General features: G+C 72.7%; 9 protein-coding genes. 6 read left to right on the plus strand and 3 right to left on the minus strand.

The window, feature by feature from the left end:
* Positions 1-96: 96 nt before the first annotated feature.
* The 4 genes from ACIOKD_RS18945 (at position 97) to ACIOKD_RS18960 (ending at position 21,527) form a co-directional block, all read left to right on the plus strand.
* Positions 97-19,416 (plus strand): amino acid adenylation domain-containing protein, encoded by a 19,320-nt coding sequence (locus ACIOKD_RS18945; protein WP_402084962.1) that lies wholly within the window; start codon positions 97-99, stop codon positions 19,414-19,416.
* A gap of 62 nt (positions 19,417-19,478) precedes the next feature.
* Positions 19,479-19,703 (plus strand): MbtH family protein, encoded by a 225-nt coding sequence (locus tag ACIOKD_RS18950; RefSeq protein WP_402084964.1) that lies wholly within the window; start codon positions 19,479-19,481, stop codon positions 19,701-19,703.
* A 10-nt stretch (positions 19,704-19,713) separates the two neighbouring features.
* Complete coding sequence (locus ACIOKD_RS18955) at positions 19,714-21,288, plus strand: amidohydrolase (RefSeq protein WP_402084967.1); 1,575 nt, start codon at positions 19,714-19,716, stop codon at positions 21,286-21,288.
* Positions 21,285-21,527, plus strand: coding sequence for a hypothetical protein (locus ACIOKD_RS18960; protein WP_402084970.1), 243 nt, complete (start codon positions 21,285-21,287; stop codon positions 21,525-21,527). Before ACIOKD_RS18955 ends, ACIOKD_RS18960 begins: the two co-directional genes overlap by 4 nt.
* 55 nt (positions 21,528-21,582) lie before the next feature.
* On the opposite strand, the gene ACIOKD_RS18965 is transcribed toward ACIOKD_RS18960, so the two are convergent.
* Positions 21,583-22,242, minus strand: a complete 660-nt coding sequence (locus tag ACIOKD_RS18965) for an isochorismatase family protein (RefSeq protein ID WP_402084973.1) — start codon at positions 22,240-22,242, stop codon at positions 21,583-21,585.
* 145 nt (positions 22,243-22,387) lie between these two features.
* Between ACIOKD_RS18965 and ACIOKD_RS18970 the strand changes: the two genes are divergently transcribed.
* Positions 22,388-22,729, plus strand: a complete 342-nt coding sequence (locus ACIOKD_RS18970; protein ID WP_402084976.1) for a penicillin acylase family protein — start codon at positions 22,388-22,390, stop codon at positions 22,727-22,729.
* Between the two features lie 76 nt (positions 22,730-22,805).
* Here the strand turns inward: ACIOKD_RS18970 and ACIOKD_RS18975 are convergent, their stop codons facing one another.
* Positions 22,806-23,156 (minus strand): DUF3140 domain-containing protein, encoded by a 351-nt coding sequence (locus ACIOKD_RS18975; protein ID WP_402084979.1) that lies wholly within the window; start codon positions 23,154-23,156, stop codon positions 22,806-22,808.
* Between the two features lie 59 nt (positions 23,157-23,215).
* A complete protein-coding gene (locus tag ACIOKD_RS18980; RefSeq protein ID WP_402084982.1) occupies positions 23,216-24,022 on the minus strand; it encodes a lysophospholipase in 807 nt (268 codons plus the stop codon).
* A 192-nt stretch (positions 24,023-24,214) separates the two neighbouring features.
* Here ACIOKD_RS18980 and ACIOKD_RS18985 point away from each other — a divergent pair, with 192 nt between their 5' ends.
* Positions 24,215-24,997: a sulfite exporter TauE/SafE family protein gene (locus ACIOKD_RS18985; protein WP_402084985.1), complete on the plus strand. Its 783-nt coding sequence runs from the start codon at positions 24,215-24,217 to the stop codon at positions 24,995-24,997.
* Positions 24,998-25,041: the final 44 nt, after the last annotated feature.

Raw genomic sequence — 25,041 nt, forward strand, 5'->3', positions numbered from 1 at the left:
CGGCCAGCTCCCTTAGGTTAGGCAGGCCTTAATCGTAGTGGGGATCACGTGGTCCGCCGAGACTGGGCCTTTTGGTTAGGTAATCCTTACCTTAGTATGACCTGCGGTCCCCCGGCTGAGCCGGTTCCGCACACTCTGGAGGCACGGTCAGCTGTGTCCGGTTTCAAATCACGTGTGTCCGGTGTCGACGAGGTCGATGTGGCGGCGTACTGGCGCCGACGGCTCGACCCCCTCCCTCAGGAGGCGGTTCTCCCGGTCGACTTCCCGTATCCGCTCACGCCCGGCGGTGAGCCGCGCACGATCAGTCGCACGCTGGACGCGACGGCCGACGAGGTCACCCTCCTGTCCGCGTTCGTGGCACTGCTGCACCGCTACGGCGGCGCGCACGACCTCACCGTCGGGTACGGGGGACTGCCGGTCCGGGTGGCTCTCGACGGCGGGACCGAATTCACCGAACTGGTCCGGCGCGTCCGTGCGGCGTGCGAGGAGGCCGACGCCCACCGTGTCGAACCGGCCGCGCTGGTCGCCCGGTTGCGGCCGGAGCCGACCCGCGGCGGCGGACTGCTGTTCAACACGGCCTTCGGGACGGACACGGCCTTCGGGACGGACACGGCCTTCGGGACGGACACGGCTTCCGGGGCAGGCAAGGCTTACGGGACGGACGAGGCTTCCGGGACGGAGGAGGGGCGTGACGCGGACTTCACCGGCCCCTACGAGGGCTCGCTCGATCTCGCGCTGGAAGTCCGCGCCGGTGACGTCCGGGTCACGTACCGCCCGGACCTGTTCCGCGACGGGACCGCACTGCGAACCGCGGGCCATTACGCCACCCTGCTGGCCGACGCGATCGCCCGGCCGTACACCCCGGTCGGCGAACTGGACCTGCTGGACGCCGAGGAACGGCACCGTGTCCTGGAGGAGTGGAACGACACCGACCACGACGTCCCCCCGCGGACCTGGCCGGAGATGTTCGCCGACCAGGTACGGCAGCGGCCCGACGAGATCGCGCTGGTCTTCCAGGACACCCGGCTCACCTACGCGGAGCTGGACGAACGGGCCGACCGGCTGGCCCACGCCCTCGTCGCGCGCGGCGCGGGACCCGAACGCGTGGTGGCCCTCGCGGTGCCCCGTTCGGCCGAGCTGATCGTCGCCGAGGTGGCCGTACTGAAGTCCGGCGCCGCCTATCTGCCGGTGGACACCGACTACCCGGCCGACCGCATCTCGTACATGCTGGCCGACGCCCGGCCCGCCTGCCTGCTCACCACCGCCGAGGTCGCCGCGGACATCCCGCCGTGCGAGGGCATGGACGTCGTGGTGCTGGACGCGCCGGACGTCGTACAGGAGTTGACGGAGCATCAGCCGACCGCGCCCGGCCGCTCCCTCTCCGTCGGGAACGCCGCCTACGTCATCTACACCTCCGGTTCCACCGGCCGGCCCAAGGGCGTGGTGCTCTCCCACGCGGGCGTCGCCAAGCTGGTCGCCACGCAGACCGAGCGGTTCGGCATCGGACCGCACAGCCGGGTCCTCCAGTTCGCCTCGCCGAGCTTCGACGTGGCGTTCTGGGACCTGTGCCTCGGGCTGCTCTCCGGTGGCCGACTCGTCGTCGTACCCGCTGAGTTGAGGGTGCCCGGCGCACCCCTCGCCGACTACGCCCACGCCAACGGCATCACCTTCATGATCCTCCCGCCGGCCCTCCTGGCCGCGATGCCCGAGGACGTCGAACTGCCGCCCGCCACCCTGCTCGCGGGCACCGAACGGGTCTCGCCCGAACTGGTCGGCCGGTACGCGCGCGGCCGGATGATGTTCAACGCGTACGGCCCCACCGAGGCGACCACCAACTCCACCCTCGGCCTGTGCGACCCCGACACCCCCGCCGGAACGATCGTGCCGATCGGCGTCCCCGACCCCGGCACCCGGGCCTATGTGCTCGACGCCCGGCTCCAGCCCGTACCGGCCGGTGTCCCGGGCGAGCTCTACCTCGGCGGAGCGGGTCTGGCCCGCGGCTACCTCGGCCGGCCGGACCTGACGGCCGAGCGGTTCGTCGCCGATCCGTTCGGCCCGCCCGGCGAACGGCTGTACCGCACCGGTGACCTGGTGCGCTGGAAGGTCGACGGCCGGCTGGAGTTCCTGGGCCGCGCCGACGCGCAGGTGAAGATCCGCGGATTCCGGATCGAACCCGGCGAGATCGAGTCCGTGCTGCGCGCCCACCCCGCCGTGGAGCAGGCCGCGGTCCTGGTCCGCGAGGACCGCCCGGGTGACCGCAGGCTCGCCGCCTACGTGGTGCCCTCACTGGACGCCGACCGGGACTTCGGCGAGCAGGTCCAGGAATGGAAGGACCTGCACGAACTGCTCTACTCGGCGGCGGGATCCGAGGGCCGACGCGACGGGGCCGCAGGTTCCATGGGTGTCACAGGCTCCGTGCCCTCCGCCGGCGGGTCGGCGCGGTTCAGGGAGAACTTCGCCGGCTGGAACAGCATGTACGACGGGCTGCCCATCCCCGTCGCGGAGATGCGGGAGTGGCGCGAGGCGACCGTCGCCCGTATCGAGGAATCGGCACCGCGCCGCGTGCTGGAGATCGGCGTCGGCAGCGGCCTGATCCTCTCCAGGATCGCCCCCGGCTGCGAGACGTACTGGGGCACCGACCTCTCCGAGGAGGCGGTGCGGACCCTGCGCGCACAGGTCGACGCGGCGCCGGAACTGGCCGGCCGGGTGCACCTGAGCGCACAACCCGCGCACGACATCTCCGGGCTGCCCCGGGCCCACTTCGACACGGTCGTCCTCAACTCCGTCGCCCAGTACTTCCCCGGCGCCGACTACCTCACCGACGTCATCGGCGCTGCCGCCGAGCTGCTGGCCCCCGGGGGACGGCTGTTCGTCGGTGACGTGCGTAACGCCCGGCTGCTGCGCGTCCTGCGCGCCGCGGTGGAGACGCGCCGCGCGGCCGACCCCGGGGACAAGCAGGCGCTGATGGCCGCCGTGGAGCGGTCGCTCGCCTGGGAGGGCGAACTCCTCCTCGACCCCGACTACTTCGCGGCCCTCGACGGCTTCGACGCCGACATCAGGGTCAAGCGGGGAAGCCATCACAACGAGCTGACGCGGTACCGCTACGACGTGGTGCTGCACAAGCGGGAGCGGGAGCAGGAGCAGGATCAGGGGAGGGCGCAGACCGCGGAACCGGTCGAAGGCGACGAGGTGGCCTGGGCCGACCTGGTCGGGGACAGCCACCCCGAGGACAGCTACCCCGGGGACAGCGCCCCCGCGGACGGCCCGCGCGGGCTCGACGCGCTCGATGCCCTGCTCGCCGGGCGGGCGACCCCGCTCCGCGTCACCGGTCTGCCCAACGCCCGCCTCGCCGAGGACCTGGCCGTACTGTCCGCCCTCGACGACAGCAGCCGCGCCGCGTCCCGCGCCGACGCGCCGGACCCGGAAGACCTCCACGTCCTCGCCGCCCGGCACGGTCTGAAGGCCGTCGTCACCTGGAACGGGGTCGCCGACGACGGCAGCCTCGACGTGGTCCTCGGCCCCGGCAACGGTCCCAGCAGCGGCCTGCCCGAGGCGCCGGGCAGGCTGTACCGCCCGTCCACAACCGCCCCGCACGCCAACCGCCCGGCACCCTTCCGTGACGTGAACTCCCTGATGAAGGCGTTGCGTTCCTACGCGTCCGAGCAGCTGCCGGAGTACATGGTCCCGTCCGCCGTCGTCCCCCTGGACCGCCTCCCGGTCACCCCCAGCGGCAAGCTCGACGGCGCGGCGCTCCCGGTGCCCGACTACGGGGCCCTCAGCTCCGGCCGCCCGCCGCGCGACGCCCGTGAGGAGGTGCTGTGCGCGGCCTACGCCGAGGTGCTCGGGCTGCGGTCGACGACCATCGACGACGACTTCTTCGCCCTCGGCGGCGACAGCATCACCGCCATCCAGCTGCTCATCCACGCCCGCAGGGCCGGACTGCGGCTCAGTTCCCGCGATGTCTTCCGGCACCGGACGGTCGCGGCCCTCGCCGAGGCGGCGAGCGTACGCGCCGACGCCGACGCGGGTACGGGCAGGGGTACGGGGGCCTCCGACGCGCAAGCCCCGCTCGTTCGCCTCACCGATGCCGAGCTCGGCACGGTCCAGGGCGAGTACCCCGTGACCGTGCAGGAACTGCTGCCCCTGAGCCCTCTCCAGGAGGGCTTCTACTTCCACGCCCTCGTCGACGGCGCCGACCACGACACCTACGTGGTCCAGCAGGCCCTCGAACTGTCCGGCCCCGTCGACGCCGGGGCACTGCGCAAGGCCGCCCAGCGCGTCCTCGACCGGCACGCCCCGCTGCGGGCCTGCTTCCGCCCGCTCGCCGACGGACGCCCCGTGCAGATCATCGCCGAGGGCCTCGAACTGCCCTGGCGCGAGGAGGACCTGTCGGCGGAGCCGCCTCGCGCAACCGACGCGGAGGCCGACGCGGTCGCCGCCGAGGAGCGTGCCCGCCGCTTCGACCTCGGCCGTCCGCCCCTGGTGCGCTGTGCGTTCATCAGGCTGGGCGAGGACCGTGCCCGCCTGCTGCTGACGTTCCATCACAGCGTCGCCGACGGCTGGTCGTTGCCCGTCCTGCACCGCGAACTGCTCGCTTCCTACGGTGAGAGCCCGGCCCCGCTGCCCCCGGTCACCCCGTACCGCACCTACCTGCGCACGCTCGCCGCCGCCGACCGGGACGGCGCGCGCGAGACCTGGCGCGACGCGCTCGCCGGGATCGAGGAGCCCACCCGACTCGTCGAGACGCCCGCCGACGGCACACCGATCACGCCCGCCCAGGTCCGTGTCGAGCTGTCCGAGCAGGTCACCGCCCGGCTGTCGGCCCGCGCCCGCGAACTGGGCGTGACACTGGGAACGGTCGTCCAGAGCGCCTGGGGCCTGCTGATCGGACGGCTGACCGCGCGCCAGGACGTGGTGTTCGGCACCACCGTCTCCGGCCGGGACGCCGAGGTCGAGGGCATCGAGTCCATGGTCGGGCTGTTCATCAACACCCTGCCCACCCGCTTCCGCTGGGAGCCCTCGGACACCCTCGCCGGTCTCCTCGGGCGGCTCCAGGACGAGCAGGCCGCACTCCTCGACCACCAGCACCTCGGCCTCGCCGAGATCCAGCGGGTCGCCGGACTCGCGGGCAGCGGTGAACTGTTCGACACCCTCGTCGTCTTCGAGAACTACCCGGCCGCCACGGGGCTCGCCGACCCCTCCGGCCGTATCCGGGTCACGGGCCATGAGTTCCACGACGCCGTCCACTACCCGCTCGCCCTGATCGTGAAGCCGGGCCGCCGTCTCGACCTGCGTCTGAAGCACCACGCCCAGCGGCTCGACGCCGAGGCCGTACGCCGTATCGCCGACCGGCTCACCCGGATCCTCGACGCCCTGGCGGCGGACCCCGGGCAGCCGGCCGCCGCCCTGGAACTGCTGTCGGCGGCGGAGCTGTCCCAGGCCCACCCGGCCGGCGAACGCAGGGAGGTGCCCGGGACCACCCTGGCCGCCGCCTTCGAGGCCCAGGTCGCCCGCACCCCGCGGGCCACGGCGGTCGTGTACGAGGACGAGACCCTTACGTACGCGCAACTCGACGCCCTTGCCGAGGGGGTGGCGCGCAGGCTTCGCACGACGGGTGCCGGACCCGGCGCCGTCGTCGCGGTGGCCGTCCCGCGGTCCGCCGCCCTCATGGCCGCCCTGCTCGGCGTGCTCAAGTCCGGGGCCGGCTACCTGCCGGTCGACGTGGACTACCCCGCCGACCGGGTGGCCCACATGCTCACCGACTCCGGCGCGACGACGGTCGTCACCACCTCCGGCACCGCCCACCGACTGCCCGAGGTCCCGGGCCTCACCCACCTCCTGGCGGACGACCCGGCCGGCGAGGAGCCGACGGCCGCCACGACCGCCTCCGTCGCGGCAGGCCCGGACGACCCGGCCTACCTGATCTACACGTCCGGCTCCACGGGCCTCCCCAAGGGCGTCGTCGTCACCCATCGCGCCGTCGTCAACCGGCTGGCCTGGATGCAGGGCCAGTACGGACTGGCCGCCGACGACCGGGTGCTGCAGAAGACCCCGGCCAGCTTCGACGTCAGTGTCTGGGAGTTCTTCTGGGCGCTGTGCGAGGGCGCGACCGTCGTACTGGCCCGCCCGGACGGTCACCGCGACCCCGCCTACCTCGCCGAGCTGATCCGCCAACAGGCCGTCACCACACTGCACTTCGTGCCGTCGATGCTCGAAGCGTTCCTGCGGTCCGAGGAGATCACCGCGGATTCCGCGTGGGCCGCCTCCCTGCGGCGCGTCTTCAGCAGCGGCGAGGCGCTGCCCGGCGCCGCGTCGGCCCGCTGGCTGGCCCTCACCGGGGTGCCGCTGCACAACCTGTACGGCCCCACCGAGGCCGCCGTCGACGTCACCCACCACACGTACGACGGCGCGCCCGGCACCACCGTGCCCATCGGCCGACCGGTGTGGAACACCGGTCTGCGCGTCCTGGACACCTGCCTGCGCCCGGTGCCCGAGGGCGTACCGGGCGAGCTCCACCTGACGGGCGTCCAGCTCGCCCGCGGCTACCACGCGAGGCCCGGCCTGACCGCCGAGCGGTTCGTCGCCGACCCGTACGGCGGGCCCGGCGAACGTATGTACCGCACCGGCGACCTCGTACGCCGTCGCGCCGACGGAGTCGTGGAGTACCTGGGCCGCACCGACCGCCAGGTCAAGATCCGCGGCAACCGGGTCGAACCGGGCGAGATCGAGGCCGCGCTGGCCCGGCAGGCGTCCGTCGCCCAGGCGGCCGTCACCGTCACCGGCGGCGCGCTGGTCGCGTACGTGGTCCCCGCCCGCGACGCCCGCCCGGAACCCGCGCAACTGGCCGAGGCCCTGTCCGCGTCGCTGCCCGCCCCCATGGTCCCCGGCGCCTACGTCGTCCTGGACGCGCTCCCGCTCACCCCCAGCGGCAAGCTCGACCGCGCCGCGCTGCCCGCCCCGCAGGCGGTACGGGCCGAGCTGCGCGCACCTCGCGACGAGCGGGAGGCCGCGCTCACCGGGATCTTCGCCGCGGTGCTGAAGCTCGACGAGGTCGGCGTCGACGACGACTTCTTCATGCTCGGCGGCGACAGCATCACCTCGATCGGCGTCTCCAGCCGCGCCCGCCGGGCAGGCCTGGACCTGAACCCCCGTGACGTCTTCGAGCACCGCACCCCGGTCGCCCTGGCGGCGGCGGCCACCCCGGTCGCCGAAACGCGCGCCCCGCGCTCCGACTTCGCCCTCACCGCCGAGGAGACCGAGCGCGTCCACCGGCTCAGCCCCGGCCCCGTGGACGACATCTGGCCCCTCGCACCGCTCCAGGAAGGCCTGTTCTTCCACTCCACGTACGACGCCGGCACTCTGGACGTCTACACCGTCCACGAGTCCTTCGACCTCGCCACCCCGCTCGACACGGACCGCCTCCGCACCGCCGTACGGGTGCTGCTGGACCGCACCCCCAGCCTGCGCGCCGGATTCACCAGCGAAGGACTGCGCCAGCCGGTGCAGTTCATCGTCCGCGACCCCGAGATCCCTCTCGAAGAGGTCGACCTCTCCGGCCTGCCCGCCGCCGAACAGGACGCCCGCCTGCGGGAACTGACGGAGGCCGAACGCGCGCGCCGCTTCGATCTGACCCGACCCCTGCTCTTCCGCATCCTGGTCGTCCGTCTCGGTGCGGAGCGCGGTGACCGCCTGGTCGTCGGCCGCCATCTGCTCCTGTGGGACGGCTGGTCCGCGTGGCTCTTCCTCGACCAGCTCTTCGCCCTGTACGAGTCGGGCGGTGACCCGAGCACTCTGGCCGCCCCCGGCTCGTACCGCGACTACCTGACCTGGCTGGAGGTCCAGGACACCGCCGTCGCCACCGCCGCCTGGCGCACCGCGCTGGCCGGGCTCGACGAGCCCACCCTGCTCGCCGCCGCCGACCAGGGCCTGGAGCCGGACATCCCGGAGAGCCTCGACGCCTTCGTCCCTGACGAGGTGGGGACACGGCTGCGCGACATCGGCCGCCGGCACGGACTGACCCTCAACACCGTGCTCAACGCCGCCTGGGGGCTGACCCTGGCGAGCGCGACCGGCCGAACCGACGTCGTCTTCGGCACCACCGTCGCCGGCCGCCCGAGCGAGGTGCCGGAGATCGAGAACGTCATCGGCATGTTCCTCAACACCGTTCCCGCCCGCATCGCCTACGACCCTGCCGAACCCGTACTCGCCCTGCTGCGCCGCGTCCAGGACGAGCGGCTGGCCGTCATGCCGTACGAGTACCTGGGCCTCGGCGTGCTGCAGGCCGAGACCGGGCACCGGCGGCTGTTCGACACCCTCTTCGTGCTGCGCAACAGCGACACCGAGGAACGCCTCGCCGAACTGAGCGACCACCACGGGGCCACCGCCGTCGCCAACGTCGACGCCACGCACTATCCCGTCAACCTCGTCGTCACCCCGGGACGCAGGATCCAGGTCACCCTGACCCACCGGGCCGATGTCGTCGCCCGCCCCCGGGCTCAGGACCTGCTCGACCGGTTCACCCTGCTGCTGGCACGGCTCACCGACGACCTCGAAGCGCCTGTCGGACGGATCGACGCGCAACTGCCGTACGAGCGGCGGCAAGGGGAGCGCGAACGCGCCGAGGGCCGGGTGCCCGACCTTGAGGACACCATCGCCGACCTGCTGGCGGCGCAGGCCGTGGCCACACCCGACACCACCGCGCTCGTCTTCGGCGACCGGACCCTCACGTACGCCCAACTCGACGCCCGTATCAACCGCATGGCCCGTCTGCTGCTCGACCGGGGCGCCGCGCCCGAGCGGGTCGTCGCGCTCGGACTGCCCCGCTCCCTCGACATGGTCGTCGCGCTCTTCGCCGTGCTGCGCACGGGCGCCGCGTACCTCCCGCTGGAGCTGGACCATCCGGACGACCGGCTCGTGGCGATGCTCCAGGACGCCCGGCCGACGCTCCTGCTGTCCCACACCGCCGTCTCCGCGCGGCTGTCGGCGGCCGACACACCCCGCGCCCTGCTGGACGACCCCGCGGTCACCGCCGAACTGGCCGCGTTCCCGGCCGACCTGGAGCGGCGGCGCTTCAGCCTGGAGCACCCGGCGTACGTCATCTACACCTCCGGGTCCACCGGCCGCCCCAAGGGTGTGGTCACGCCCTACCGCGGGCTGACCAACATGCAGCTCAACCACCAGCGGGAGATCTTCGAACCGGCCATCGCCTCGGCGGGCGGGCGCGGACTGCGCATCGCGCACACCGTGTCGTTCGCCTTCGACATGTCCTGGGAAGAGCTGCTGTGGCTCGTCGAGGGCCATGAGGTGCACATCTGCGACGAGGAGCTGCGGCGTGACGCCGAGGCCCTGGTCGCGTACTGCGAGACCCATCGCGTCGACGTCATCAACGTGACGCCCACCTACGCCCATCTCCTCATCGAGCAGGGCCTGTTGGAGGGACACCGGCCGCCGCTCGTGCTGCTCGGCGGCGAGGCCGTCTCCGAGACCGTGTGGAACCGGCTCCGCGACACCGAGGGCACGTACGGATACAACCTCTACGGGCCGACCGAGTACACCATCAACACCCTCGGCGGCGGCACCCTCGACAGCGCCACCCCGACCGTCGGACGTCCGATCCGCGGTACCCGTGCCCACATCCTGGACGCATGGCTGCGGCCGGTGCCCGAGGGCGTGCCCGGCGAGCTGTACATCGCGGGCATCGGCCTGGCCCGCGGCTATCTGGAGCGGCCGGGGCTGACCGCCGAGCGGTTCGTCGCCGACCCCTTCGGCGAGCCCGGCGAGCGCATGTACCGCACCGGTGACCTCGTACGCCGCGACCCGGACGGCAACCTCGACTTCCTCGGCCGCACCGACGACCAGGTCAAGATCCGCGGCTACCGCGTGGAACTGGGCGAGATCGAGGCCGCGCTCTCCCGGCACCCCCAGGTCGCGCACGCCGCCGTCGTCGTCCGCGACGAACGGCTCGTCGGCTACGTCGTCCCGGCCCCGCTGACCGGCGACGACCGCGACGGCGCCGAACGCGAACAGGTCGGCGAGTGGCAGGAGATCTACTCCGACGAGTACGAGGAGATCAGCACCGCGGTCTTCACCGAGGACTACGCGGGCTGGGACTCGTCGTACGACGGCCGGCCCATCCCCTTCGAGGAGATGCGGGAGTGGCGCGAGGCCACCGTCGCCCGGATCCGCTCGCTGCGACCGCGCCGCGTCCTGGAGATCGGCGTCGGCTCCGGTCTGCTGCTGTCCAGGCTCGCACCGGAGGCAGAGGCCTACTGGGCCACCGACTTCGCCGCCCCCGTCATCCGCAAGATCGGTGAGGAGCTGGCCCGGGACCCGGAACTGGCCGCACGCGTCACCCTGCGCGCCCAGCCCGCCGACGACCTGACCGGCCTGCCCGCCGACGGATACTTCGACACCGTCGTCATCAACTCCGTCATCCAGTACTTCCCGAGCATCGACTACCTGACGACGGTGATCGAGGGCGCGATGCGACTCCTGGCGCCGGGCGGCGCGCTGTTCGTCGGAGACGTCCGCAACCTGCGCCTCGCCCGGACCTTCCAGACGGAGATCCAGCAGGCCAGGGGCGTCACGGGGGAGGGCCTTGAGCGTGCCGTCGAGCGCGGGCTGCGCCTGGAGAAGGAACTCCTCGTCGACCCCGACTACTTCACCACCCTCGGCCACCGCGTCGACCTGCGCACCAAGCGCGCCCGCCACCACAACGAACTGACCCGCCACCGCTACGACGCCGTCCTGTACGCCGGTGAGGCCGATCTCGCCCTGGAACACGTGCCGTCGGTCGGCTTCACCGACGACCTCGATCCGGCCGACCTCGTCCGTGCGGTCACCCCGCTGCGGTTCACCGGCGTTCCCGACGCCCGTGTCGGGGCCCCCGGGGGAGTGGACCCCGAGTCGCTGCACGACCTCGGCGCCCAGCTCGGCTGCCACGTCCTGACGACCTGGTCCCGCGAACCCGGCACGTACGACGCCGTGTTCATCCCCGACAGCGGTACCCGTACCGGCGGTCCCGGGCGCACCGCCGGGCTCTACCTCCCGGGCGGCGGCGAGGCTCCGTACGCCAACGAACCGACCGCGGCGCGCGGCGCGAACAGCCTCGTGCGGCGGCTGCGGGACGACCTCAAGCGGCAGCTGCCCGAGTACATGGTCCCGGCCGCGTTCGTGACCCTCGACCGGTGGCTGCCCATGAACGACAACGGCAAGCTGGACGTACGCGCCCTGCCCGACGCCGAGCCCGCGGTCGCCCTCGGCACCGGACGCGGCCCGCGCACCCCGCAGGAAGAGGTGCTCTGCCGCCTCTTCGCCGAGGTGCTGGGCCTGCCCGAAGTCGGCGCGGAGGACGGCTTCTTCGACCTGGGCGGCCACTCGCTGCTCGCCACCCGGCTGATCAGCCGGGCCCGCACGGAACTGGGCGCCGAACTGGCGATCCGCGACCTCTTCGAGGCACCGACACCCGAACTGCTCGCCGCACGGGCCGACACCGGGCGCCCCGCCCGCCCGGCCGTCGCCCCCGCCGTACGCCCCGAACGCGTCCCGCTCTCGCCGGCCCAGCGCCGGCTGTGGCTGGTCGAACGCATCACCGGCAGCGGTGTCGCGTACAACTTCCCGCTGGTCTTCCGGCTGCGCGGAGAGCTCGATCTCGGCGCGCTGCGGTCCGCGCTGACCGATGTGGCGGGCCGGCACGAGGCGCTGCGCACGGTGTTCCACGAGCACGACGGAGAGCCGTACCAGGTCATCGTCCCGGCCGCCGAGGCCGCGCCCGGGTTCACCGTGACGGACTGCGCGGAGCAGGCGCTGGACGCGCTGATCCGGGCGGCGCAGCGCCGCCCCTTCGACCTGGCACGCGAACTCCCCCTGCGCTGCGAGGTGTTCAGGGTCGGTCCGGCCGACCATGTGGTGGCCGTCGTACTGCACCACATCACCACCGACGAATGGTCCGACCGGCCGTTCCTCGCCGACCTGAACACCGCGTACGCGGCCCGGGTCGCGGGCGGGGAGCCCGGCTGGGCGCCGCTGCCGGTGCAGTACGCGGACTACACGCTGTGGCAGGAGGATCTGCTGGCCCAGGTCGGCGACGAACAGCTGGCTCACTGGACGCGGACACTGAGCGGTCTTCCGGAGGAGCTGGCACTGCCCCTGGACCGGCCGCGGCCCGCCGAGCCCACCGGACTCGGCGGCAAGGTCCGACACGAGGTGCCCGCCGAGGTCGGCCGCACCCTGCGCGAGCTGTCCGGCGAGACCGGCACCAGCATGTTCATGCTCCTCCAGGCGGCCACCGCGACCCTGCTGCACCGTTTGGGCGCGGGCGACGACATCCCGCTCGGCGCACCCATCGCGGGCCGCACGGACAGCGGCCTGGACGAGCTGGTCGGCTTCTTCGTCAACACGCTGGTCCTGCGCACCGACCTGTCCGGCGACAACCTGACGTTCCGTCAACTGGTTGCCAGGGTCCGGGAGTCGGCCCTCGCCGCCTTCGAGCATCAGGACCTGCCCTTCGACCGGGTCGTGGAGGCCGTCAACCCGCCGCGCGTGGCGGGCCGCAACCCGCTGTTCCAGGTGATGCTGGGCTACCACTACCGCCCCGACGGCGATCCCGACCTGCTGGGCCTGTCCACCGAGTGGTCCGACATGGACACCGGCAGGGCCAAGTTCGACCTGCACTTCACCTTCGTGGACGCGTCGGATCAGCTGGTCCTGCTGCTCGACTACGCGGCCGACCTGTGCGACGAGGCGACGGCGGAACGCCTCGCCACACGCCTGGTCCGGCTGCTGGAACAGGTCACCGGCACACCGGACCTGCCGGTGCGCGAGGTGGAGGTGCTGACGGCCGACGAGCGGGCGCTCGTCCTCGCGGACTGGAACGACACAGCCCACGAGACGGCCTCCACCACCCTCCCCGAGCTGTTCCGCGCCCAGGCGGCCCGCACGCCCGACGCGCTCGCACTGGTCTTCGGCGAACAGCGGCTGACGTACGGCGAGTTGGACGAGCGCGTCGAACACACCGCGCGGGTGCTGGCCGGCCTGGGCGTGGGCCCGGAGCGCACCGTGGCCGTCGCGCTGCCGCGCTCGGCGGATCTCGTCGTCGCCCTGCTCGCGGTGCATCGCGCGGGCGGCGCCTATCTGCCCCTGGACGCCGACTACCCGCCGGAGCGCCTCGCGTTCATGCTGGCGGACGCCCGCCCGGTGTGCGTGATCCGCGACCGCCTGCCCGAGGGGGCAAAGGGCCCGCTTCCTGCCGCGTACGACCCGTCGAGCCCCGCCTACGTCATCTACACCTCCGGTTCCACGGGGCGTCCGAAGGGCGTGGTCGTCCCGCAGTCGGGCATCGTCAACCGCCTGTTGTGGATGCGGGACGCGTACGGGCTGACCGGTGAGGACCGGGTGCTGCAGAAGACGCCGTCCAGTTTCGACGTGTCCGTGTGGGAGTTCTTCTGGCCGCTGATCACCGGGGCCGCCCTGGTGGTCGCCAGGCCCGACGGGCACAAGGACCCCCGCCACCTCGCCGAACTGATACAGCGGCAGTCCGTCACCGTCGCGCACTTCGTGCCCTCGATGCTCCAGTTGTTCCTGGAGGAGCCGACGGCCGCGGGGTGCACGGGCCTGCGCCGGGTGATGTGCAGTGGCGAGGCCCTGTCCGTCCCGCTCGCACACCGGTTCCACCGGACGTTCGCCTCGACCGAGCTGCACAACCTGTACGGGCCGACCGAGGCGTCCGTCGACGTCACCGCGATCCAGGTGCACCCGGGCGCCACCTCGGTGCCCATCGGACGGCCGGTGTGGAACACCCGCGTGTACGTCCTGGACGCCGCGCTGCGGCCGGTGCCGCCGGGTGTCGCGGGGGAGCTGTACCTCGCCGGTGCCCAGCTGGCCCGTGGCTATCTCGACCGCGCCGGTCTGACCGCCGAGCGGTTCGTCGCCGATCCGTACGGCGGGTCCGGCGAGCGTATGTACCGCACGGGCGACCTGGCCCGCTGGACGGCCGACGGCACGGTCGAATACCTGGGCCGCACCGACGACCAGGTCAAGATCCGCGGCTTCCGGATCGAACTCGGCGAGATCGAGAGCGTCCTGGGGCGGCACGACACCGTTGCCCGGGCCGTGGTCGTCCCGCACGGCCAGCGACTTGTGGCGTACGTCGTTCCGGCCCGAGCCGCAGCCGGAGCCGCAGCCGCAGGTCGAGCCGCAGCCGCGCCGGCACCCGCGGCCGGCACCCCGGCTGCGGCCCGCGTCGCGGACCCCGCGGCCCTCCGCCGTCACGTCGCCGCCGAGCTGCCCGAGCACATGGTCCCCGCGGTCCTCATGGTCCTGGACGCCCTGCCGCTGACCCCCAACGGCAAGCTCGACCGCAGGGCGCTGCCCGCTCCCGACTTCGCCGCCGGGACCACCGAGACCCTGCCGCGCACCCCGCGCGAGGAGATCCTCTGCGGTCTGTTCGCCGACGTCCTGGGCCTCGAACGCGTCGGCGTGCACGACGACTTCTTCGCCCTCGGCGGTCACTCCCTGGTGGCCATGCGGCTCGCCGCCCGCGTCCGGGCGGTGCTCGGCGCCGAGGCATCCCTGCGCACGGTCTTCGAGGCCCCGACGGCGGCCCGTCTCGCCGACGCGCTCCGCGACAGGGCCGGGGCCGACCTGCCCGTCCTCGCCCCGGCGGTCCGGCCGGAACGGCTGCCGCTCTCCTTCGCCCAGCAGCGGCTGTGGGTCCTGTACCGGGTGGAGGGCCCCAGTCCCACGTACAACATCCCGCTGCTCTGGCGGGTCTCCGGGACACTCGACGCCGATGCGCTGCGACTCGCGGTCGACGACCTGGTGGCCCGCCACGAGCCACTGCGCACCGTCTTCCCCGAGGAGGACGGGCGGGCGTACCAGCTGATCCTGGACCCGTCGCGGGCCGGGGTCGCCGTGCGGACCGCCTCCGTGGCCGGTGCGGGGGAGCTGGCGGAGCGGCTGGCCGAGGCCGTCGGGTACGGCTTCGAGCTGGACCGGGAAGCGCCCCTGCGCGTACATCTCCTGCGCACCGCCGAGGACGAGCACGTCCTGCTGCTCCTGCTCCACCACATCGCGGGCGACGAGTGGTCGGACCGGCCCCTCACTCGCGACCTGGCAGCCGCCTACGAGGCACGCGCGGCGGGCCGTGCGCCCGCGTGGGCGCCGCTGCCCGTCCAGTACGCCGACTACAGCCTGTGGCAGCGTGCGGTACTCGGCGACGAGAAGGACCCGCAGAGCCTGGCGTCCCGCCAACTCACCTTCTGGAAGCGGGCCTTGGCGGGGCTGCCCGAAGAACTGGCGCTGCCCGTCGACCGGCCTCGCCCGCTGGAGGCCAGCTACCGCGGTGGCGTGGTCGACATGGCCCTCGACCCGGAGCTGGCGGCGGGACTGCGCGAGCTGGCCCGGTCCGGCAACGTCAGTATGTTCATGATCGTCCAGGCGGCCGTGGCGGCCCTGCTGACCAGACTGGGCGCCGGTACGGACATCCCGCTCGGCAGCCCGATCGCCGGACGCGGCGAAGAGGCGCTGGAGGACCTGGTCGGCTTCTTCCTCAACACCCTGGTGCTGCGCACCGACACCTCGGGCGACCCGGCGTTCCGCGAACTGCTCGCCCGCGTCCGGGAGACCGACCTGGCCGCCTTCGACCACCAGGACGTGCCGTTCGAGCGGGTGGTGGACGTACTCAGCCCCGCGCGCTCGCTGTCCCGGCACCCGCTGTTCCAGGTCATGGTCGTCCACCTCGCGGCGGGCGGTGCCGGAGAAGTCCTCGCCGGCCTCGACGCCCGACGGGAGGAAGTAGGCGCGACCGGCGCCAAGTTCGACCTCTCCTTCGACTTCGTGGAACGCGGCGGCGGTCATGACGTGGAGGGTGGCGGGGGTGTCGACGGCGTCCTGGAGTACAGCAGCGACCTCTTCGACCACGCGACCGCCGAGGCGATCGCCGAACGGCTCGTGCGGCTGCTGCGGGCCGTGGTCGCCGCCCCCGACACCCCGATCAGCCGGATCGACATCCTCGGCGACGCCGAGCGCCGACGCATCCTCACCGAGTGGAACGACCGGCCCCTGCTCGCCGGACCGACCACCGTACCGGCCCTCTTCGAACGGCAGGCCGCGCTCTCACCGGACGCACCGGCCGTCGCGTCCGACGGCATCAGGCTGACGTTCGCCCAGCTCAACGCCAAGGCGAACCGCCTCGCCCGGTTGCTCGTCGACCGGGGCGCGGGACCGGAACGGCTCGTGGCGCTGGCCCTGCCCCGCACCGCCCGCACCCTGCTGGCCATCCTCGCCGTGCACAAGGCGGGCGCCGCCTACCTGCCGCTCGACCCGGACGCCCCGAGCGCCCACCTGCACGACACGCTCGCCGACGCCCGGCCGATCCTGACACTCACCACCCGGCAGATCGCGCCGCTGCTCCCGGCGGACGGCCCGCCGGTACTGGAACTGGACGCCGGGGCGACCGCCGAACTGCTCGCCGCCCAGCCCGCGACCGACCTCACCGACACCGACCGCGTCACGGCCCTGACTCCGCGCCATCCGGCGTACGTCATCTACACCTCCGGCTCCACCGGCCGCCCCAAGGGCGTCGTCGTCACCCACGAGACGGTCGGCAACCTCTTCCACAGCCACCGCGAGACGCTGTACGAGCCCGCGAAGGCGCTCACCGGCCGACGGCATCTGCGCGCCGGGCACGCCTGGGCGTTCTCCTTCGACGCCTCATGGCAGCCGCAGCTGTGGCTCCTGGACGGGCACTGCGTGCACGTCGTCTCCGACGAGGCCCGCCGTGACCCGGACCTGCTGGCCGCGGCCGTCGTCGAGCACGGCTTCGACTTCCTGGAGGTCACACCGTCGTTCTTCGCGCAGATGGCCGAGGCCGGACTCGTACGCGAGGACGGCAGCAGCCCCCTCGCGGTCGTGGGTGTCGGCGGCGAGGCCGTGCCCGGCGCCCTGTGGGAGCGGCTCGGACACCTGAACGGCACCGAGGCCTTCAACCTCTACGGACCCACCGAATCCACCGTCGACGCCCTCGTGGCCCGGGTGCGCGACAGCGACCGCCCGCTCGTCGGCCGCCCGGTCGCGGGCACCAGCGCGTACGTGCTCGACCACCGGCTGCAGCCCGTACCGCCCGGCGTGACGGGGGAGCTGTACCTGGCCGGTGGCGGCCTCGCCCGCGGGTACCTGGGCCGTCCCGCCCTGACGGCGGAGCGGTTCGTCGCCAACCCGTTCGGAGGCGGGCCCGGCTCCCGCCTCTACCGGACCGGCGACCTCGCCCGCTGGACCGCCGACGGACACCTCGACTACCTGGGCCGCGCCGACGACCAGGTCAAGATCCGGGGCTTCCGTATCGAACCCGGCGAGATCGAGTCCGTGCTCACCGCCCACCCGGACGTCGCACATTGTGTGGTGACGGTGCGTCAGGAGGTCGCTCGGAAGCTGCTCGTGGCGTATGTGGTCCCCGCGTCCGGGGCGCTGCCCGACCCCGGACGGTTGCGCGCCCACGTCGGCGGAAACCTGCCCGACCACATGGTCCCGGCCGCCGTGGTCCTCCTGGACCGGCTGCCGAAGCTCGCCAACGGCAAGCTGGACCGGGCCGCCCTGCCCGCCCCCGACTTCTCCGCGCTCTCCACCGGCCGTGCCCCCGGCACCGAGCTGGAGAAGACCCTGTGCACGGTGTTCGCCGAGGTGCTCGGCCTGGCCGAGGTCGGTGTCGACGACGACTTCTTCACTCTCGGCGGCGACAGCATCATGGCGATGCAACTCGTCAGCAGGGCCCGCGCGGCCGACGTGCGGATCACTCCGCGCCTGGTGCTCAGGCACCGTACGGTCGCCGGTCTCGCCGACGTGGCGACCGCCACCGGAGCCGCCGACGCCCGTCCCGCCGACGAGGGAACCGGCGTCGTGCCGATCACCCCGGTCATGCACTGGCTGCGCGAACTCGGCGGCCCGTTCCAGGGCTACCACCAGTCGGCCCTGGTCCGCACACCCGCCGCCCTCGACCGCCCGAAGCTCACGGCCGTACTGCGAGCACTGGCCGACCGCCACGCCATGCTGCGGGGCACGCTGGTGCGAAGCGCACCCCTTCAGGGGCGCGGGGCTGAGACACATGAGGCTCCGCCGCCTGGGCGCGAGCAGCCCCCACTGCCCCGCGGCCGACGAACGACCGCTGCCGCCGAGGACGGCTACGGCGGCGACTGGAGCATCGCGGTGCCGCCCGCCGACGCGGTGGACCCGGGGTCCTGGATCGAGCGCGTCGACGTCACAGGGCTGGACCCCGACGCGCTGCGGGCAGCCGTCGCGACCGGTGCGCACGCCGCCCGCGCGACCCTCGACCCCGAAGCCGGCGCCATGGTGAGGGCGGTCTGGTTCGACGCGGGCGACGAGCCCGGCCGACTGCTCCTGATGGCCCATCACCTCGTGACCGACGGTGTGTCCTGGCGCGTCCTGCTGCCGGACATGGAGACCGCCTGGCGAGCGGTCGAGGCGGGACGCCCCGCCGAGCTGCCGCCCGTCGACACCTCCTTCCGCACCTGGGCGCGCAGGCTCGGTGAACTGGCCAGGGACCCGGCCCGCGAGGCGGAACTGCCCTTCTGGACGGGTGTGCTGGAAAGCGCGGCACCCCTGCCGCTGAAGAGCCCGCTGGACCCGGTCCGCGACACGACCGGCACCGTACGGCGGCTGGAGCTGCGGCTGCCCGCCGAGTACACGGGTCCGCTGCTGTCCGCGGTACCGTCCGCCTTCACCGCGAACGTCAACGACGTGCTGCTCACCGGTCTCGCACTCGCCGTGGCCGACTGGCGGCGACGGCACGACGGCGGCGCCCGGGGACCGGTCCTGGTCGACCTGGAGAGCCACGGCCGCGACGAGGAGGTGGCGGGGGACGTCGACCTGTCCCGTACGGTCGGCTGGTTCACCAGCGTCTTCCCTGTCCTGCTCGACCCCGGGCCCGTCGACCTGGACGCGGCCCTGGAGGGTGGCCCGGCCGTCGAGGAGGCGCTCGACCGGACCCGCCGGCACCTCGCCTCACTGCCGGCGAACGGCGTCGGCTACGGCATGCTCCGCCACCTCAACCCCCGTACGGCACCGGTGCTCGCCGGCTTCGAGGCGCCGCCGATCGAGTTCAACTACCTCGGCCGCTTCGGCATCCCCGAGGCGACGGACTGGTCGTACGCCCCCGAGGAGGACGTCTCGGACATCGGTCCCGAGCCCGGTATGCGGGAAGGGCACGCGCTGGGCATCAACGTGGTGACCGAGGACCGCGCCGACGGGCCCGTCCTGGCCGCCCACTGGTCCTGGCCGGAGGCGGTCCTGGACGAGGAGGCGGTCCGCGACCTGGCGGAGACCTGGTTCCGGGCGCTCAGGGCGCTGGTCTCCCGCGCGGCGGCCCGTACGAACCGGGACCAGGTCAACCCGTACGACTCCTGACCGGATCAACCCCCGTGGACCAGAACAACCACCGTAGGAAGCAAGCGAGTCGGAGGACCCTCATGAGCACCAACCCGTTCGAGAACCCCGAAGGCACCTACTCCGTGCTCGTCAACGACGAGGGCCAGTACAGCCTGTGGCCCGACTTCGTGGACGTGCCGGCCGGCTGGACCGTCGCGCACGGCCCCGCTCCCCGCCAGGAGTGCCTGGACCACATCGAGACCAACTGGACGGACATGCGCCCCAGGAGCCTGGTGGAGCGGACGGCGGCGGACCAGGCCGGCTGAGGCCCCGGTGATGCTCTCCACGAGACTCACCAACGCCCGCTTCCTCACCATGGACCCGGACCGTCCCGTCGCCCGCGAACTGGGCGTCTGGCGGGGCCGGATCGTGGGCCTGGACGAGGAGGTGGCCGCCCTGCCCGCCCGCAGGGTTATCGACCTCCAGGGTGCCACCGTGCTGCCCGGATTCATCGACAGCCATGTCCATCTGGCCTGGACCGGCTTCAAGGCGGGCACGCCGAGCATCGCGCCGTGCCGGTCGGTCGAGGACGTACTGGCCGCGGTGGCCGAGGCGGTGGCGCGCACACCCGAAGGAGGCTGGACGGACCTCGCGGGGTACGACCAGCGGGGCCTCGGCCGCCACCTGACCGCGGCGGAACTGGACGGGGTCGGCGCCGGGCGCAAGGTGTTCCTGATGCACGACTCCGGACACGGCTGCATGGTCAACACGGCCGTCCTGGACCTGCTGCCCGCCGAACTGGCGAGCGGGGACGGCTTTCTCGCCGAGGGGGCCATGGGGGCCGCGCGGGCGCTGCGACTGCCCTACTCCCAGCAGGAGTTGGCCGACGCGATCGGACACGCGGCGCGCGGCTGCCTGACCGAGGGCATCACCGGCTGCGCCGAGGCGGGCATCGGCGGAGTCCTGTTCGGGCACAGCCCTGTCGAGCTGGGCGCGTACCAACTGGCTTCGGAACAGGGCAAACTGCCCCTGCGCGTGCAGCTCATGGTGTCCGCGGACCGGCTGCGCCCCGTCGCCGCGCACCGGGACGACGGCATCCCCCGCGCCCTCGACCTCGGTCTGCGCACGGGGTTCGGCGGTGACCGGCTCTCCGTCGGCGCACTGAAGATCTACACCGACGGCGGCATGATGGCCCGTACCGCCGCCCTCAGCCGCCCCTACGAAGGACTTGACCACACCGGCCAGTTGCAGGACGACCCCGAGTCGCTCGCGGACACGATCGTCGACGGACATCTCGCGGGCTGGCAGCTGGCCGTCCACGCGATCGGCGACCGGGCGGCCGATGTGGCCCTCGACGCGCTGGAGCGGGCGCAGCGCCTGCGTCCGAGGCCGGGCGCCCGGCACCGCATCGAGCACGCGGGCCTCATCCGGCCCGACCAGCTGGACCGCCTCGCGCGGCTGGGTGTGACAGCCGTGGTCCAGCCGAACTTCCTGCGCTGCTTCGGCGACGACTACGCGGCCGTCATGGGGAAGGAGCGGGCGCCCTGGCTCTACCGTGGCAGGGGATTTCTCGACCACGGCATCACGCTGGTCGGCAGTTCCGACCGGCCCGTCGCGGACGGATCGCCGCTCAGGGCGGTCCAGTTCATGGTCGAGCGGGCCTCCGAGTCGGGGCAGGTCATCGGCCCGGACGAGGGCATCACCGTCGACGAGGCACTGCGCGCCTACACCGTGGCCGGCGCCTTCGCCTGCCACTGGGAGGATCGCGCGGGCAGTCTCACGCCGGGCAGAAGCGCGGATCTGGTCGTCCTGGGCGACGATCCCACCCGTGTCGAGACCTCGCGCATCGGTGACATCGACGTGGTCGCGACATTCGTCGACGGCCGGGAGACCGAAGGAGGCGCACTGTGAGCACGCGCGTCGACGGCGTGGAAACGTACGCCCACCTGTGGCGGGCGCCCGCGTACCCGCGCAGATGGGTGCTCTGGGACACCGCTGAGGGCGTTCCGGAGGGCGTTCTCGTCTTCGACCGGGGCACCAACTGCCTGGTGGACATCGACGAAGGTCCGTTGCGGGGTGAGGTGCTGCGCAGGATGCGCGAGGCGGGTGTACCGGAGAGCGACGAGTATCCGGGACGCCCTTGCGCGTGAGCCGTCCGCTGTCGTGTCCACTCGGGCGCGACGGTCAACCGGCGCCCGTCGCATGTCACATGCTCTGTGCCGCCTTGCCGTGCAGGAGGTGACGGATCAGCTGGTTGGTGGTGCAGACGACGCCGGTCCGCGCGATCCACCGCAGTGCCATGGAGTGGTCCTCGGCGGAGAAGTCCGCCACCGCGTCGGCCACCACGAACGGCTGGATGTCGTGCATGAAGGCGTCCGCGGCCGTGAGCAGGATGCCGAGATGCGCCCGCACCCCGCAGAGGATCAGTTGATCGCGCCCCTCGGAGCGCAGCAGCCTGCCGAGATGGCTGCGGAGGAACGCGTTGTGGCGGACGTTGACCATCAGGTGTTCGCCCACCCGGGGCATGAGCGGTGCCACGACCGCCGCGTCCCCGTCGGGCTCAGGGCCGATGCCCGGGCCCCAGATGTCGCGCATCAGACCGCGCTGGCCGGGGCGCTGCCCGGACGGTTCGGCGCTGAAGACGATCGGCATGCCGAGGGTGCCCGCCAGTTCGCGCAGGGTGGCGATGTTGTCGATCAGTTCCACGACGGGGGAGCAGTCCGGCGGGAAGGCCTGGACGAAGTGGTTCTGCATGTCGTGGACCAGCAGTGCGGCCCGCGCCGGGTCGATCGTCCAGGCCGGGCCGGACGCGGGAACCGCGGAGCGGTCTGGCATGGCGTAGGAGTTGATGACGGGCAGGACCATGGGCGGACTCCTCCCTGGTGGCGTGGACCCCCGAGCCCTCTAGGGCAAGTTAGCTTAGCCTAAGCTAACTTGCTGTGGAGGGTGGCGTGTCAGGCACCCGATCGAGCCGTGGACCAGGAATCTCGACTTCGAGGGGGATCAGATCATGGCCGGCGGTACGTACCGGGACGCCTGGGGCATTCCGCATCTCCGGGCTGCCGATCCACTGCGGCCGGCCTTCGTCCAGGGACGGAACGCGGCACGCGACCGCGCCTGGCAACTGGAGGTGGAACGGCACCGCTCCCAGGGCACCACCGCCTCCCTCCCGAGGCCCTCCGCCCGGTACGTGTGGGACCTCGCCGACCGCGACAACAGCCTCTGGGTCGGCGCCCACGGAACCCCGGGCACCCCACACCACCGGGACCAGCTCCCCCTCTGGCTGCACGGCGAACTCGCCCCCGTCAGCACCGACTTCGCCCAGCTCGTCGAGGAGCCCGACGACGAGTGAGGGCACCGAACCGGTTCGTCTGCCGGGCGCGTACGGCACGCGGTACGAGCCCGCGCGAGCCGTCCCTACGATCCGCTCAAGCCGGAGGCCTGCTCGGATCGTGCCCCAGGGTCATCAGCCGACGGCGGCGACGAGTCTCCTCGGCCTCGGACGCCTGCTTCGGCTCGCGCTCGGGGCCGGTCTCGGCGGTGACGGTGTCCACGACCTCGTACATCACGTCGAGGTCGTCGTCGGTGAGATCGATACGCCGTTTCTGCAGGATGGCCAGCACATGCTCGCCCGTCGGCGCACCCGCGTGCTCGGGCGGCGCCACGGACTCCTCGGACGCGTCGTTCACCCGCAGCCAGGCGGCCAGCTCCTGTGAGGTCATGTTCACCACGCGGTGGAACTCGGCCCACAGCGCGTCGAGTTCGAGGGCGTCGGCCATCGGGCGTCCCTTTCGGTCGTAAACTTCGTGTTCTGCCTGCCTGCCCGGCAGGAGGGGTTTCACGCGAGCACGCCGTCCACGAAGCGAGTGACATCGGCCAGGACCGTGTCCTTGACCGTCTCGTTGAACACCTCGTGCTGAGCGCCCGGGTACACGCGCTCGTCCCACTCGGTGCCGCGCAGCTCCTCGATGCCGGCCCGGCCGGCGGGCAACGGCACGATCCGGTCGTCGTCCCCGTGCAGCCACAGCAGCGGCAGGGTCCCCACGTCACCGCTCTCGGAGATGGTGTCCAGGGCGTGGACGAAGGCCTCCAGCGTGGTCCGCTCGAACGGCCCGTGCCGGACGAGGGGATCCGCCGCGTACGCCCGTCCGACCGCCGGATCACGCGAGAGCGCCGTCGGGTCGATGGGGACCTCGGGCAGCGGATCGAGCGCGAGCAGCTGACGAAGCGGCTCCCAGTCCCCGAGCACCGGCCCCGACAGGACGAGCGCGGCCAACCCGTCCCCGTACCGCTGGGCGTATCGCGCCGCGACGAGGCCGCCCATCGAGTGGCCGATCAGCACGACCGGCACACCCGGGTACGCGTCCCGGGCCGGCAGTTCCACCGCGCGGACGTCGCTCACCACGTCCTCGAAGTCCTCGATCAGCACCCGTGCGCCGCCGGACTTCCCATGTCCCATGTGGTCGGGGCCGAACACCGCCGCGCCATGCCCGCGCAGCACATTGGCGACGTACTCGTAGCGGCCGATGTGCTCGCCGTATCCATGGACCAGCAGTGCCACGTACCGCGGCCGTTCCCGTGGCCACTCGCGTGCCGTGATGCTGCTCCGGGTGCCCGTGAGGGTGAGCTCGCGGGAGTCGGCCATGGGTCCTCCATCGGCGTCGGCGAAGGTTCGGGGGCGATCAGGGGCGGGCGGGGACGATCGAAGGGGATCGAGGGGGATCTTTCCAGGGGGCGAGGAGGCGGTCCAGAGCGCGCGGCCGGTGGCGGTGGCAGGGGTCACCTGTCGAGCCGCGCCTGACAGGGCCGGATAGGTGGGCATAGCATCGGTCCCCGCATGAACACGATGACGCTCTGGCACATCACTCCCTGGGAGTTCGCCGCCCTCGCCGCCGCGGCTCTGCTCGTCGGCTTCTCCAAGACCGCCGTGAGCGGGGCCAACACCGTCAGCCTCGCGATCTTCGCTGCGGTCCTGCCCGCCAGGGCGTCCACGGGGGTGCTGCTGCCCATTTTGATCGTCGGGGACGTGCTCGCCGTACTCACCTACCGGCGGCACGCGCACTGGCCGACCCTGTGGAAGCTGTTCCCGGCGGTCGCCGCGGGCGTGGTCTTCGGCACGGTGTTCCTGGTGTGGGCGGACGACGCGATGGTGCGTACGTCGATCGGCGCGATCCTGCTTCTCATGGCCGGGGTCACCATGTGGCGCCGGCGGAAGGCCGAGGCCACGGAGGTGGAGGAGCGGCCCGACTCGGTGGCCACGCGGACCGGCCGGATCAAGGCCCGCTCGTACGGAGTGCTGGGCGGCTTCACCACGATGGTCGCCAACGCGGGCGGCCCCGTGATGTCGATGTACCTCCTCTCCGCGGGCTTCCGCAAGCTCGGCTTCCTGGGGACCTCCGCCTTCTTCTTCCTGATCGTCAACGTCTCCAAGGTCCCCTTCAGCGTCGGCCTCGGCCTGATCGACGGCCACTCCCTGCTCCTGGACGCGGCCCTGGCGGCCTTCGTCCTCCCGGGCGCCCTCATCGGCACATGGGCGGTGGACCGCATCGACCAACGCCTGTTCGAACGCCTGGTGATCGCGGCAACGGTCCTGGGCGGCCTACAACTGCTGCTGCGCTGAACAGCGCCCAGCGGAGGGCGCCCTGCAGGGGCGCGGGGCGGTGA

The organism is Streptomyces sp. NPDC087844 (assembly GCF_044742785.1).
Classification (GTDB): domain Bacteria; phylum Actinomycetota; class Actinomycetes; order Streptomycetales; family Streptomycetaceae; genus Streptomyces.

What these genes read in the sequence shown, in the direction of transcription:
- ACIOKD_RS18945 (WP_402084962.1), top strand. Translation starts at nt 97, where the DNA reads ATGACCTGCGGTCCCCCGGCTGAGCCGGTTCCGCACACTCTGGAGGCA.
- ACIOKD_RS18950 (WP_402084964.1), top strand. Translation starts at nt 19,479, where the DNA reads ATGAGCACCAACCCGTTCGAGAACCCCGAAGGCACCTACTCCGTGCTC.
- ACIOKD_RS18955 (WP_402084967.1), top strand. Translation starts at nt 19,714, where the DNA reads ATGCTCTCCACGAGACTCACCAACGCCCGCTTCCTCACCATGGACCCG.
- ACIOKD_RS18965 (WP_402084973.1), bottom strand. Translation starts at nt 22,242, where the DNA reads ATGGTCCTGCCCGTCATCAACTCCTACGCCATGCCAGACCGCTCCGCG.
- ACIOKD_RS18970 (WP_402084976.1), top strand. Translation starts at nt 22,388, where the DNA reads ATGGCCGGCGGTACGTACCGGGACGCCTGGGGCATTCCGCATCTCCGG.
- ACIOKD_RS18975 (WP_402084979.1), bottom strand. Translation starts at nt 23,156, where the DNA reads ATGGCCGACGCCCTCGAACTCGACGCGCTGTGGGCCGAGTTCCACCGC.
- ACIOKD_RS18980 (WP_402084982.1), bottom strand. Translation starts at nt 24,022, where the DNA reads ATGGCCGACTCCCGCGAGCTCACCCTCACGGGCACCCGGAGCAGCATC.
- ACIOKD_RS18985 (WP_402084985.1), top strand. Translation starts at nt 24,215, where the DNA reads ATGAACACGATGACGCTCTGGCACATCACTCCCTGGGAGTTCGCCGCC.